A 13592-nucleotide genomic window follows, 5' to 3' on the forward strand; every position below is an offset into this window, starting at 1 on the left:
GTCTGAATCAAAATCGACACGAAAAATCAAAATAGCATTTCAATTTGTTACCAGTACGTGCTGACGGTAGCTGAAAGAAAAGTGCTGAAGCCTTTTTTGCGTCAGCTCTTGAGCGTTTATTGGGGAAAAAATGTGCTATACCTCAAAAAATCACCATAAACCCGGCAACTTTTCTTGCGTGCTGAAGCAGAAAGATCCAGACTTATTGAAACGTTTCAGCGCTATCTTGTTTTTTTGATAAGCCAGATTGGCGCCTTTTTTCTCATATTGGCTGAATCGTTTCAATTCAGCAGGAGAGGAGACACATGTTCCAGTTATCGGTTCAGGACATTCATCCGGGCGAGCAGGCCGGAAATAAAGAAGAGGCTATTCGGCAAATCGCCGCCGCGTTAGCGCAGGCGGGGAATGTGGCGAGCGGCTACGTTGACGGTATGCTGGCGCGCGAACAGCAAACCTCGACCTTTCTTGGCAATGGTATTGCGATTCCCCATGGCACAACAGATACGCGCGATCAGGTGCTGAAAACCGGCGTGCAGGTTTTTCAATTCCCGCAGGGCGTTACCTGGGGAGAAGGTCAGGTCGCCTACGTGGCGATTGGTATTGCCGCCAGTTCGGACGAACACCTCGGCCTGCTGCGTCAGTTGACGCATGTGTTGAGCGATGACTCCGTGGCTGAACAGTTGAAATCCGCGACAACGGCGGAAGAGCTGCGCGCATTGCTGATGGGCGAGAAGCAAAGTGAACAATTAAAACTTGATAACGAGACGATGATGCTGGATGTCATCGCCAGCTCGCTGGTCACATTGCAGGCGCTAAATGCGGCGCGTTTGAAAGAGGCGGGAGCGGTTGATGCCGCGTTCGTCGCAAAAACGATTAACGATAGTCCGATGAATCTGGGACAAGGCATCTGGCTGAACGATAGCGCGGAAGGCAATTTGCGCAGCGCTGTTGCAGTAAGCCGTGCGACACAGGCGTTTGACGTAGAGGGTGAAAAAGCGGCCTTATTAGTCACTGTCGCGATGAACGACGAGCAGCCGATTGCCGTGTTAAAACGCCTCGGCGACCTGTTGCTGGACAATAAAGCCGATCGTCTGCTGAACGCGGACGCCGCGACGCTGCTGGCGTTGCTGACCAGTGATGATGCGCTGACTGACGATGTACTGAGCGCGGAATTTGTAGTGCGTAATGAGCATGGCCTCCATGCCCGTCCGGGCACCATGCTGGTGAATACGATTAAACAATTTAACAGTGAAATTACCGTGACAAACCTTGATGGAACCGGCAAGCCGGCAAACGGACGTAGTCTGATGAAAGTGGTGGCGTTAGGCGTGAAGAAAGGCCATCGTCTGCGCTTTACCGCGCAGGGTGAAGATGCTGAACAGGCGCTGAAAGCGATTGGCGATGCGATCGCCGCCGGTCTCGGGGAGGGTGCATAATGAGCAGACGTGTCGCCACCATCACCCTTAATCCGGCTTATGATCTGGTCGGGTTTTGTCCTGAAATTGAACGCGGCGAAGTGAACCTGGTGAAAACCACGGGCCTGCACGCGGCGGGCAAAGGCATCAACGTTGCCAGGGTGCTGAAAGACTTAGGCATCGACGTCACCGTCGGTGGTTTCCTCGGTAAAGATAACCAGGACGGTTTTCAGCAATTGTTCAGCGAACTGGGTATCGCTAACCGCTTTCAGGTGGTTCAGGGACGGACCCGCATCAACGTGAAGCTGACGGAAAAAGATGGCGAAGTGACCGACTTCAACTTTTCCGGCTTTGACGTGACCCCTGCAGACTGGGAACGCTTTGTTAACGACTCCCTGAGCTGGCTGGGTCAGTTCGATATGGTCTGCGTCAGCGGTAGCTTACCGGCTGGCGTGAGTCCGGAAGCGTTCACCGACTGGATGACGCGTCTGCGCAGCCAGTGTCCATGCATTATCTTTGATAGTAGCCGTGAAGCCTTAGTCGCTGGTCTTAAAGCTGCGCCGTGGCTGGTGAAACCGAATCGCCGCGAACTGGAAATTTGGGCGGGTCGTAAGCTCCCGGAAATGAAAGATGTGATTGATGCGGCGCACGCGTTACGCGAACAGGGGATCGCCCATGTGGTGATTTCGCTGGGAGCGGAAGGGGCGCTGTGGGTTAACGCCTCGGGAGAATGGATCGCTAAACCACCGGCGGTTGACGTGGTAAGTACCGTCGGCGCGGGCGATTCCATGGTTGGCGGATTGATTTACGGCCTGCTGATGCGCGAGTCCAGCGAACATACGCTGCGTCTGGCGACGGCGGTTGCCGCGCTGGCGGTCAGCCAGAGCAATGTAGGTATTACCGATCGTCCTCAGTTGGCCGCAATGATGGCGCGCGTCGACTTACAACCGTTTAACTGACAGCAGGAGAGGCATAATGAAAACGCTGCTGATAATTGACGCTAATCTCGGCCAGGCTCGCGCTTACATGGCGAAAACCCTGCTTGGAGCGGCGGCGCATAAAGCAAATCTGGAAATTATCGACAATCCGAATGATGCTGAGCTGGCGATCGTGCTGGGCGAATCTCTGCCGAACGACAATGCTCTGAACGGCAAAAAGGTTTGGCTGGGGGATATTGGTCGCGCCGTCGCGCATCCGGAATTGTTTCTGAGTGAAGCCAAAAGCCATGCGACCCCTTACAACGCCCCTGCTGCGGCTGCTCCTGCGGCGAGCGGCGGTCCGAAACGCGTGGTAGCGGTAACGGCCTGCCCGACCGGCGTCGCCCATACTTTTATGGCGGCTGAAGCCATTGAAACAGAAGCGAAAAAACGCGGCTGGTGGGTAAAAGTCGAGACACGCGGCTCCGTGGGGGCCGGCAATGCCATCACCCCGGAAGAGGTGGCGGAAGCGGATTTAGTGATTGTGGCGGCGGATATCGAAGTGGATCTGGCGAAGTTTGCCGGTCTCCCGATGTACCGCACATCGACCGGCCTGGCGCTGAAAAAGACGGCGCAGGAGCTGGATAAAGCCGTAGCGGAAGCGACGCCGTATCAACCGGCGGGTAAGGCATCGCAAGCGGCGACCGAAGGGAAGAAAGAGAGCGCTGGCGCGTATCGGCATCTGTTGACGGGCGTTTCTTACATGCTGCCTATGGTGGTTGCCGGGGGGCTGTGTATCGCGCTTTCCTTTGCCTTTGGTATTGAAGCCTTTAAGGAGCCGGGCACGCTGGCGGCGGCGCTGATGCAGATTGGCGGCGGTTCGGCATTTGCGCTGATGGTGCCGGTACTGGCGGGTTATATCGCTTTCTCCATCGCGGATCGTCCAGGCCTTACGCCGGGTCTGATTGGCGGTATGCTGGCGGTTAGTACCGGTTCCGGTTTTATCGGCGGGATCATTGCCGGCTTCCTTGCCGGGTATATGGCGAAGCTTATCAGTACCAAACTGAAACTTCCGCAAAGTATGGAAGCGCTGAAGCCGATCCTGATCATTCCGTTAATTTCCAGTCTGGTGGTGGGGCTGGCGATGATTTACCTGATCGGTAAACCGGTTGCCGGGATTCTGGAAGGGCTGACCCACTGGCTGCAAACCATGGGGACCGCAAACGCGGTGCTGTTGGGCGCGATTCTCGGCGGGATGATGTGTACCGACATGGGCGGCCCGGTGAACAAAGCGGCGTATGCGTTTGGCGTTGGTCTGCTGAGTACGCAAACTTACGCGCCGATGGCGGCGATCATGGCCGCAGGTATGGTACCGCCGTTAGCGCTGGGTCTGGCGACGATGGTGGCGCGTCGTAAGTTCGACAAAGCGCAGCAGGAGGGCGGTAAAGCGGCGTTGGTACTGGGGCTGTGCTTTATCACTGAAGGCGCTATTCCGTTTGCCGCACGCGATCCGATGCGTGTACTACCGTGCTGTATCGTTGGCGGCGCGTTGACCGGGGCTATTTCTATGGCGGTAGGCGCAAAATTGATGGCGCCGCATGGCGGTCTGTTTGTTCTGCTTATCCCAGGCGCAATTACGCCGGTATTGGGATACCTGCTGGCGATTGTAGCCGGTACGCTGGTAGCAGGGCTGGCTTATGCCGTCATAAAACGTCCGGAGACGGAAGTCGCGGCAAAAGCGGCATAAGAGATACACGCTAAAAAAGGCAGAGCGCGCTCTGCCTTTTTTATTGCCTGAAGAACATGGAGCGTCAGACCATCGCTTCGGCAATTTGCTGGGCTTTTAACCACGCAATCTCTTCCGCCCAGATATCAGGATTGATGGTCTCCAGTATCAGCGGAATACCGTCAAAACGTGCATCCTGCATAATCCAACGAAACGCATCGTGGCCGATATTGCCTTCACCCAGACTGTGATGGCGGTCAACGCGGCTACCGAAGGCGCTTTTGGCGTCGTTAAGGTGCATCCCGCGCAAATACCGAAATCCGACAATTTGCCCGAATTCGGCAAACGTTTTTTCGCACGCCTCTGGCGTACGCAGATCGTATCCGGCGGCAAAGGCATGACAGGTATCGATACAGACGCCGACGCGCGACTTATCTTCTACGCCGTCGATGATGGCGGCTAGCTGTTCAAACTCAAATCCCAGATTACTGCCCTGACCGGCTGTATTTTCGATGACCGCCGTGACGCCCTCGGTCTGCGCGAGGGCGATATTGATAGATTCAGCGATCCGCGCCAGGCAATCCTCCTGTGCAATCTGCATCAGATGGCTACCGGGATGAAAATTAAGCAGGGTTAAGCCGAGTTGTTCACAGCGCTGCATTTCATCGAGGAAAGCATCGCGCGATTTTTCCAGCGCTTCACTGACCGGATGGCCCAGATTAATCAGGTAACTATCGTGGGGAAGAATTTGCGCCGCTGAGAAATGATACTTTTCACAGGCGATTTTAAAGTCATCAATGACTTGGGGAATAAGGGGGGCGGCACGCCACTGACGCTGGTTTTTCGTGAAAAGCGCAAAGGCCGTTGCGCCAATTTCAGCCGCGCGGGCAGGGGCGTTAGCCAGACCGCCAGCAGCGCTGACGTGTGCTCCGATGTATTTCATAAAAGACTCCTGTTAAACCCGCTATACGGTTCATTGCGAACGCTATGATAACGGGTTAACAGGCGTGAAACGTAATAGTTTATGCGATAAGGCTATGGATTAGGACGTTAATAGCTCCGCCGCCAATAATCAGCCAGGCGAATAATGCCAGCGCCATCAGCAGCGGTTTCGCCCCTGCTTTTTTCAAGGCGCTAACGTGAGTGGTCAGACCCAATGCCGCCATTGCCATCGCCAACAGTATCGTGTCCAGCGTCACCAGCATATCCACCACGGCTTTCGGCAGCAGGTGGAAAGAGTTGAAGATCGCCACTACGATGAAGAAAATAGCAAACCACGGAATAGTAATTTTGCTTTTTTCCGCGCCGGCCGCCGGTGAAAGCTGTTTAACGCGCGCCGCCAGAATGATCAGGAACGGCGCCAGCATCATAACACGCAGCATCTTAGCGATAACCGCCGCATTTTCCGCATCCGGGCTAACAGCGTGACCCGCAGCGACCACTTGCGCGACTTCATGCATGGTTGAGCCGATATAGATGCCGTAAGTTTCCGGGCTGAACCAGTGTGCCAGCAGCAGATACATCGCCGGGTAAAGGAAAATGGCGATTGTGCCGAAGATAACGACAGTCGCTACGGCTACAGTAACCTTACTGGCTTCCGCTTTTACCACCGGCTCTGTCGCCAGTACCGCCGCTGCGCCGCAGATACTGCTACCGGCGCCAATCAGCCAACTGGTGTGCCTGTCCAGACCAAAGACTTTTTGGCCTAAGAAGCAGGCCAGCATGAACGTGCTGGAAAGCGTTAATACGTCAATCACAATACCGCTAATGCCCACGTCGGCGATTTGTGAAAAGGTAAGTCGAAAACCGTAAAGGATAATCCCTAAACGCAGCAAATGTTGTTTTGCAAACAGCACGCCGCCGTCGCATTGTTTCCATATTTGTGGATAGACGGTATTCCCGATAACCATACCCAGCAGGATTGCCAGGGTCAGGGCGCTGAACCCGGCGCCTGCGACGGCAGGGATAGCGCCGCCCCACAGGGCGACTCCTGTAATGACGGCGCTCAGAGCGAGCCCCGGTATAAAATGCCACACTGTACGACGATGCTTCTGCAAGGTGATTTCTGTCATAACCTTCTCCTGTATATGGACAATAAGGTTACGGTGATCTGGTTTAAAAATAAAATTGATTATATATTTATAATCAATCTTTATAAGTGGTAAGTGAAACGCTATCGGTGGGATACGACTATGCATATTACGCTACGACAACTTGAAGTGTTTGCTGAAGTACTGAAAAGCGGTTCAACAACCCAGGCGTCGGTCATGCTGTCATTATCGCAGTCCGCCGTTAGCGCCGCGCTCACCGATCTGGAAGGTCAGCTCGGCGTACAGTTGTTTGACCGGGTGGGTAAACGGCTGGTGGTCAACGAACATGGGCGCTTGTTATATCCGCGCGCGCTGGCGTTGCTGGAGCAAGCGGTAGAAATTGAGCAGCTATTTCGTGAAGATAACGGCGCGATACGGGTTTATGCCAGTAGCACCATCGGCAATTACATTTTACCCGCCATGATTGCCCGCTATCGCCAGCATTATCCGGCCTTGCCGCTGGAACTCAGCGTGGGAAACAGCCAGGACGTGATTAACGCGGTGCTGGATTTTCGGGTCGATATCGGCCTGATTGAAGGACCGTGTCACAGTACAGAGATTATCTCTGAGCCATGGCTGGAAGATGAGCTGGTGGTCTTTGCCGCGCCGTCCTCGCCGCTGACGCAGGGGCCGGTGACGCTGGAACAGCTTGCGGCATCCCCATGGATTTTACGCGAGCGCGGTTCCGGTACGCGGGAAATTGTCGATTATTTGCTGTTGTCGCATTTGCCGCGTTTTCATATGGCGATGGAGTTGGGGAATTCAGAAGCGATCAAACATGCGGTGCGTCATGGACTGGGGATAAGCTGTTTATCGCGCCGGGTGATTGCTGAACAACTCCAGGCGGGAACCCTGAGCGAAGTCGCGGTGCCGTTACCGCGCCTGGTGCGCACGTTGTGGCGTGTTCATCATCGGCAGAAACATCTTTCTAACGCGTTGCAGCGTTTTTTGAGTTACTGTGAATAAGGGTGAAGAGGAGGGCTACCCGGGCGGCATCGCCATTTTTAGTATCCGCTTACGTATACGTTATTCTCTGCTTTACTTATAATCCGTGGCCGGTCATGAAGGTCTCTTATAACCGCGCATTTGTGCCGGAAGGATAGCATTTCGTCTGTTACAATCGCGCCTCATTTTTTGGATGGGTAGCATTTTCACATGGGTTCCAAAACTAAAACCACAGAAGCGCCCGCGCTACGTCGCGAATTAAAGGCGCGTCACCTGACGATGATTGCCATTGGCGGCTCCATCGGGACAGGTCTTTTCGTTGCATCTGGTGCGACAATTTCTCAGGCGGGGCCAGGCGGCGCGCTGTTTTCTTATATTCTGATTGGTTTGATGGTCTATTTCCTGATGACCAGTCTTGGTGAGCTGGCGGCCTATATGCCAGTATCTGGCTCGTTTGCGACGTATGGTCAGAACTATGTGGAAGAAGGCTTTGGTTTCGCGCTGGGTTGGAACTACTGGTACAACTGGGCAGTGACTATCGCTGTTGATCTGGTCGCCGCACAGCTGGTGATGGGCTGGTGGTTCCCTGATACGCCGGGCTGGATCTGGAGCGCGCTATTCCTCTGCGTCATTTTCTTGCTGAACTACATTTCCGTGCGCGGTTTTGGCGAGGCGGAGTACTGGTTCTCGTTAATTAAAGTGGCGACCGTTATTATCTTCATCATCGTTGGCGTAGCGATGATTATCGGCATCTTTAAAGGTGTCGAGCCGGTCGGCTGGAGCAACTGGACGACGGGCGATGCGCCTTTCGCTGGCGGTTTTGCGGCAATGATTGGCGTTGCGATGATCGTGGGCTTCTCTTTCCAGGGAACCGAGCTTATTGGTATTGCCGCCGGGGAATCCGAAAATCCGGAGAAGAATATTCCGCGCGCGGTGCGTCAGGTCTTCTGGCGTATCCTGCTGTTTTATGTCTTCGCGATTTTGATTATCAGCCTGATCATTCCTTATACCGATCCGAACCTGCTGCGGAACGACGTCAAAGACATTAGCGTCAGTCCGTTTACCTTAGTGTTCCAGCATGCGGGCTTGTTGTCTGCGGCGGCGATAATGAATGCGGTTATCCTGACGGCGGTACTGTCTGCGGGCAACTCCGGGATGTATGCCTCTACCCGTATGCTCTACACCCTGGCCTGTGACGGTAAGGCTCCGCGTATTTTTGCTAAATTGTCCCGCGGCGGCGTACCGCGCAATGCGCTTTATGCCACCACCGTGATTGCCGGTCTTTGCTTTTTGACCTCAATGTTCGGCAACCAGACGGTCTATCTGTGGCTGTTGAACACCTCCGGTATGACGGGCTTCATCGCCTGGCTGGGGATCGCCATTAGCCATTATCGCTTCCGTCGCGGTTACGTGATGCAAGGGTATGATGTGAATGATTTGCCATACCGTTCCGGGTTCTTCCCGCTGGGGCCGATCTTCGCCTTCGTACTGTGCCTGATTATTACGTTAGGGCAGAACTATGAAGCGTTTCTGAAAGATACCATCGACTGGGGCGGCGTCGCGGCGACCTATATCGGTATTCCTCTGTTCCTGATTATCTGGTTCGGCTACAAGCTGATAAAAGGCACGCATTTTGTGCGCTATAGCGAAATGCACTTCCCGGAACGCGTTAAAAAGTAACGCAGTATTCTCGCCGTAGGCTGGATAAGGTTTTATGCCGACATCCGGTACTGACCGCCTGAACTGCCCCTTCTAACCCTCTCATTCGAGAGGGTTTTTTGTTTTTTTCTCCACAATTGGCTTCTGGCGACATAATTATTAACAATTAAATTGATAATTATTATCGTTTGCTTTATCGTTACGCTCAAAATCAGAAGGATAGAGATTCGGGGGCGGCCATCGCTAATCAGCCCGACTCGCCTGCATAAAAAGAGTTCGCCGTGATAACCGTTATCGCAGGCGAAACGTAATGCGTTGTGAGCGATAACCGATTTTTTTGTCGTATTTATCTCATGGAGAAATGGAATGTTTAGGTTGAACCCTTTCGTTCGGGTAGGGATTTGTGTGTCCGCAGTAACGTTGGCCTGGCCGGTTGCCGCAGCAACAGATGATGGTGAAACCATGGTCGTTACCGCGTCCGCCATCGAACAAAATCTGAAAGACGCACCGGCAAGTATCAGCGTCATTACCCAGCAAGATTTACAGCGCAGGCCCGTGCAAAACCTGAAAGATGTCCTGAAAGAGGTACCGGGCGTGCAGCTCACCAGCGAAGGGGATAACCGTAAAGGCGTGAGTATTCGTGGTCTGGATAGCAGCTATACGCTGATCCTGATCGACGGTAAGCGCGTCAACTCCCGTAACGCGGTCTTCCGCCATAATGATTTTGATCTGAACTGGATACCGGTTGACGCTATCGAACGCATTGAGGTGGTGCGTGGGCCCATGTCCTCGCTGTATGGCTCCGATGCGCTGGGTGGCGTGGTCAACATTATCACCAAAAAAATTGGTCAGAAATGGCACGGCAGCGTCACGGTTGATTCCACTCTTCAGGAACATCGCGACCGTGGCGACACTTATAACGGTCAGTTCTTTACCAGCGGCCCGCTGATCGACGGCGTGCTGGGGATGAAAGCCTATGGCAGCCTGGCGAAACGCGGCAAAGACGAGCAGCAGCGTTCCGCCACCACCGCTACGGGTGAAACGCCGCGCATTGAAGGATTTACCAGCCGGGATGGAAACGTCGAGTTTGCCTGGACGCCGAACGAAAATCATGACGTTACCGCAGGCTACGGTTTTGACCGCCAGGACCGGGACTCCGACTCGCTGGATAAAAACCGTCTGGAGCGGCAAAACTACGCGTTGAGCCATAACGGACGTTGGGATCTCGGCAATAGCGAGCTCAAGTTCTACGGCGAAAAAGTGGAGAACAAAAACCCCGGTAACAGTAGCCCCATCACGTCAGAAAGCAATTCTATTGACGGGAAATACGTTCTGCCGTTAGCGCCTGTCAACCAGTTCGTCACCTTCGGCGGCGAATGGCGTCACGATAAACTGAGCGATGCGGTGAACCTGACCGGTGGTTCCAGTACTAAAACCTCCGCCAGCCAGTACGCTCTGTTCCTTGAAGATGAGTGGCGGATCTTCGAACCGCTGGCGCTGACCACGGGCATCCGTATGGATGACCATGAAACCTATGGCGATCACTGGAGCCCACGTGCTTATCTGGTCTATAACGCAACGGATACCCTGACGGTGAAAGGTGGATGGGCCACAGCCTTTAAGGCGCCGTCGCTATTGCAATTAAGCCCGGACTGGGCAACCAATTCCTGCCGTGGCGGATGTCGCATTGTCGGTAGCCCGGATCTGAAACCTGAAACCAGTGAAAGCTGGGAGCTTGGCCTCTATTACCGTGGCGAAGAGGGCATACTGGATGGCGTAGAAGCGAGCATTACTACGTTCCGTAACGATGTGGACGATCGCATCAGCATTAGCCGTACCCCTAATGTTAACGCCGCGCCCGGCTATTCCAACTTTGTCGGTTTCGAAACCAACAGTCGGGGACAGCGCGTTCCGGTCTTCCGTTATTACAACGTGAATAAAGCGCGTATTCAGGGCGTGGAAACCGAGCTGAAAGTTCCGTTTAACGAGGCGTGGAAACTGTCGTTGAATTACACCTATAACGACGGACGCGACATTAGCAATGGCGGGAACAAGCCGCTTTCCGATCTGCCGTTCCACACCGCGAACGGTACGCTGGACTGGAAACCGACGCAGCTTGAAGACTGGTCGTTCTACGTATCGGGGAATTATACCGGGCGTAAGCGGGCCGACAGCGCAACGGCGAAGACGCCTGGCGGGTATGTGGTCTGGGATACCGGCGCGGCATGGCAGGCGACGAAAAACGTTAAACTGCGTGCGGGCGTTCTGAACGTGGGCGATAAAGAGCTCAAACGCGACGACTACGGTTATACCGAAGACGGACGTCGTTACTTTATGGCGGTGGATTACCGGTTCTGACAGAGACTGGCGACAGCCGCGTTTTGCCGCTGTCGCCAGAATGTTACAAACGATGCAGCCTGGAGAGTAGCGCCAGCGACAGAGTCGTTAGCAGAATGGCGATCAACGCATAAATATAAACGCCCGACCACGCCCAGCTATTTTTCACCATAATTACTGGCACACCGGCCATTGCCGCGCCGACATAGCTGAACAATCCCCGAAAACCGGTAATCGATCCCGCCGCATCCTTATGGGTCACATCCAGACAGCCGACGGCAAAAAGCATATGCGGTCCGTATAAGGCGAAGCCCATGATGGTGAACAGAATCGCGGTGAGGGTGTAAGAGGTGTCCTGAACCAGCGGCACCAGCACGATGCATATGCACAGCGCTAACGCGAAGATTAATCCGGTCATCCAGCGGTTACTTTTGAACATAAAGTCAGACAAGTAGCCTGCCAGCAACCCGCCCGCCAGTCCGCCCGCCTCAAACCAGGAAATAATCGAGTTCGCTTTTATCAGACTCCAGCCGTGAACCTGCGAATAGTAAATCTGCGGCCAGTCGTTAAGGATTGTGCGCGCAATATAAACCGACATATCGCCGATAATAATGATCCATACCAGTGGATTGGTCAGGATATATTTCACAAAAATTTGCCAGAAGCTCAGGTTGACCGGGCTGGCCTTGACCTGGGCCAGTTCCGTCGTGTCGTTACGCCACTGCCCCACGTTGGGCAAACCTAACGTACCGGGACGGTCTTTAATAGTAAATAGCGCCACTATCCCCATCAGCAGCGAAATGGCGCCGGGAACATAAAACCCCATTTTCCAGCTACCGCTAAAAGCGATAGCAAAACTGGTCAGTAGCGGCGCGAGGCTGCCGCCGATATTGTGCGCCGCTTCAACGATAGCCCACCAGCGTCCCCGTTCGTTTTTCGAAAACCACGAGGCCATAATTTTCGCCATCGGCGGAAAGCTGGTGCCCTGTAATATCGCGTTGAGACTGTACAGCACGTAGAATGCCGCCACGCTATCGGAAAAGCCAAACAGAATATTCACAATCCCCACGCCAATCAGCACCGGGCCGGTCATGGCTTTCGGGTTAATTTTATCGACCAGCATCCCGCCGACAAACTTCATCGCGCCATAAAGAATGTAGAAGATAGAAGACATAATGGCGAAGTCTTCTGCGGTCAGCGATGTTTCCGTCAGCATGGCCGGCATTGCGGCGGAGAAGTTTTTACGGGTGAGATAAAAGACGGCATAAGAGATAAAGACCGAGGCGATAATCTCAAGACGAAATTTTTTATAGGTCTGGTCTATCTCTTTTTTCTCTTTAACAATCGGCTTATCGGGCTGGCTGAAAATACATGTTTTTATACTCATTTTAAAATTCCCTTCCGGCGAGGCGCGTCGCGTTATAATTCATCTTCAATAAAAAAAAGAAGCAATTCGAAACCGTGATAATTAATCTGATGATGGATTTTTTCCCGTACAACCGGTTTTGCTTTCCAGGCAATACCGGTGCCTGCATGCTGTAACATCGGCAGATCGTTGGCACCATCGCCACAGGCAACAATATTCTCCGTGGCAATATTTAACTGGTCAGCCAGATCAGCCAGCGTCTTTTTTTTGTTTGCCGCGTTCATAATCGGTAAAGTAATGTTATCTGTCAGAACGTTATCGCGTATTTCAACCGTATTCGAAAAGGCATAATCCAGTTGATATCGCGTTTTTAGACGCTGGGTGAAAATATCCAGCCCGCCGGAGATAATCGCGGTTTTAAATCCTTTGGCTTTAATGACTGGCAGAATAGTTAACAGGCCTGGCGAAAGGGTCATGCGATCGCATACGGCGTTCAGCACCGCTTTCGGCGTGCCTTTCAACATTCCGATACGTCGGGTAAAACTGGCGTTAAAATCAAGTTTGCCCTCCATTGCCTGTTGGGTAATGGCGGCGATTTGCGTCGATATGCCAAGCGCGCGGGCAATCTCATCCACGCCTTCTTCCGCAATAAACGTGGAGTCCATATCAAACGCGATAATACCGTTAACAGGCAGTGGCTGCGGCTTAATAAAAAAATCAAACTGCCACTGTAATGAGAGCTCGCGTAAATAGCGATAAAATTCAGGTGTAAGACATTCCGCTGGCAGCGTGAATTTTAGATAGTCGGTATCGATAAGCGCGGCATAACGTTTATCAAATAATAGTGGGAACGGCATGGTAACGGCATTAAATAACGTTTCCTGTAATTTTTTCTGAAACGTATCGATATCCTGTGTGGTAATAAAATAAATAACACTCATACGATAACTCCCTTAATTTACGGGTATTATAATGACTCTTTTTGGACGTGGAATCTTGTGCTATCACAGATATCACTGCCAGGAAAACGCTAAAAAAGCATTGTTTTTGATACCCGGTAAACTTCAGACACAAAAGGTATCACTTTTGATATGCCAACTGTGCGAGGATGGTATTTATTACTGAACGCGAATGAGA

The 13592-nt window shown here is 53.0% G+C and carries 10 protein-coding genes; 6 read left to right on the forward strand and 4 right to left on the reverse strand.

The features are described 5' to 3' along the window. The first annotated feature begins 305 nt into the window (after window positions 1–305). Genes fruB through fruA form a run of 3 tightly spaced genes read left to right on the forward strand, consistent with a single transcriptional unit; the run spans window position 306 to window position 4079 of the window. The gene (gene fruB, locus ACE15A_RS07320; RefSeq protein ID WP_023248339.1) at window positions 306–1436 is read left to right on the forward strand and encodes a fused PTS fructose transporter subunit IIA/HPr protein; all 1131 of its coding nucleotides are present in this window, start codon (window positions 306–308) and stop codon (window positions 1434–1436) included. Further along, on the forward strand, window positions 1436–2374 hold the full coding sequence (fruK, locus tag ACE15A_RS07325) for a 1-phosphofructokinase (RefSeq protein WP_023248338.1): 939 nt from the start codon (window positions 1436–1438) through the stop codon (window positions 2372–2374). Before fruB ends, fruK begins: the two co-directional genes overlap by 1 nt. 16 nt (window positions 2375–2390) lie before the next feature. Then, on the forward strand, window positions 2391–4079 hold the full coding sequence (gene fruA / locus ACE15A_RS07330; protein ID WP_053510470.1) for a PTS fructose transporter subunit IIBC: 1689 nt from the start codon (window positions 2391–2393) through the stop codon (window positions 4077–4079). Between the two features lie 64 nt (window positions 4080–4143). Here the strand turns inward: fruA and nfo are convergent, their stop codons facing one another. Next, window positions 4144–5001 (reverse strand): deoxyribonuclease IV, encoded by an 858-nt coding sequence (gene nfo / locus ACE15A_RS07335; protein ID WP_053510468.1) that lies wholly within the window; start codon window positions 4999–5001, stop codon window positions 4144–4146. Between the two features lie 79 nt (window positions 5002–5080). After that, window positions 5081–6130 carry a YeiH family protein gene (locus ACE15A_RS07340; protein WP_129382391.1) on the reverse strand — a complete coding sequence of 350 codons (1050 nt, stop codon included), beginning with the start codon at window positions 6128–6130 and terminating at the stop codon, window positions 5081–5083. 120 nt (window positions 6131–6250) lie between these two features. On the opposite strand from ACE15A_RS07340, the gene yieE reads away from it, so the two are divergent. From yieE to cirA, 3 genes are all read left to right on the forward strand, one after another. Further along, complete coding sequence (gene yieE, locus ACE15A_RS07345) at window positions 6251–7114, forward strand: DNA-binding transcriptional regulator YeiE (RefSeq protein WP_000548317.1); 864 nt, start codon at window positions 6251–6253, stop codon at window positions 7112–7114. 189 nt (window positions 7115–7303) lie between these two features. After that, on the forward strand, window positions 7304–8773 hold the full coding sequence (gene lysP / locus ACE15A_RS07350) for a lysine-specific permease (RefSeq protein ID WP_000535001.1): 1470 nt from the start codon (window positions 7304–7306) through the stop codon (window positions 8771–8773). Between the two features lie 345 nt (window positions 8774–9118). Continuing rightward, the gene (gene cirA / locus ACE15A_RS07355) at window positions 9119–11110 is read left to right on the forward strand and encodes a catecholate siderophore receptor CirA (RefSeq protein WP_053510466.1); all 1992 of its coding nucleotides are present in this window, start codon (window positions 9119–9121) and stop codon (window positions 11108–11110) included. A gap of 43 nt (window positions 11111–11153) precedes the next feature. On the opposite strand, the gene ACE15A_RS07360 is transcribed toward cirA, so the two are convergent. Then, complete coding sequence (locus ACE15A_RS07360; RefSeq protein ID WP_053510464.1) at window positions 11154–12476, reverse strand: MFS transporter; 1323 nt, start codon at window positions 12474–12476, stop codon at window positions 11154–11156. 32 nt (window positions 12477–12508) lie between these two features. After that, window positions 12509–13396 carry a phosphoserine phosphatase SerB gene (gene serB / locus ACE15A_RS07365; protein WP_063390623.1) on the reverse strand — a complete coding sequence of 296 codons (888 nt, stop codon included), beginning with the start codon at window positions 13394–13396 and terminating at the stop codon, window positions 12509–12511. Between the last annotated feature and the right edge of the window lie 196 nt (window positions 13397–13592).

The organism is Salmonella sp. HY31 (assembly GCF_042604575.1).
Taxonomy (GTDB): Bacteria; Pseudomonadota; Gammaproteobacteria; order Enterobacterales; family Enterobacteriaceae; genus Salmonella; species Salmonella diarizonae.

Bases quoted from the DNA above. Each gene is read 5' to 3' on its own strand.
- fruB (WP_023248339.1), top strand. From the start codon at position 306: ATGTTCCAGTTATCGGTTCAGGACATTCATCCGGGCGAGCAGGCCGGA.
- fruK (WP_023248338.1), top strand. From the start codon at position 1,436: ATGAGCAGACGTGTCGCCACCATCACCCTTAATCCGGCTTATGATCTG.
- fruA (WP_053510470.1), top strand. From the start codon at position 2,391: ATGAAAACGCTGCTGATAATTGACGCTAATCTCGGCCAGGCTCGCGCT.
- nfo (WP_053510468.1), bottom strand. From the start codon at position 5,001: ATGAAATACATCGGAGCACACGTCAGCGCTGCTGGCGGTCTGGCTAAC.
- ACE15A_RS07340 (WP_129382391.1), bottom strand. From the start codon at position 6,130: ATGACAGAAATCACCTTGCAGAAGCATCGTCGTACAGTGTGGCATTTT.
- yieE (WP_000548317.1), top strand. From the start codon at position 6,251: ATGCATATTACGCTACGACAACTTGAAGTGTTTGCTGAAGTACTGAAA.
- lysP (WP_000535001.1), top strand. From the start codon at position 7,304: ATGGGTTCCAAAACTAAAACCACAGAAGCGCCCGCGCTACGTCGCGAA.
- cirA (WP_053510466.1), top strand. From the start codon at position 9,119: ATGTTTAGGTTGAACCCTTTCGTTCGGGTAGGGATTTGTGTGTCCGCA.
- ACE15A_RS07360 (WP_053510464.1), bottom strand. From the start codon at position 12,476: ATGAGTATAAAAACATGTATTTTCAGCCAGCCCGATAAGCCGATTGTT.
- serB (WP_063390623.1), bottom strand. From the start codon at position 13,396: ATGAGTGTTATTTATTTTATTACCACACAGGATATCGATACGTTTCAG.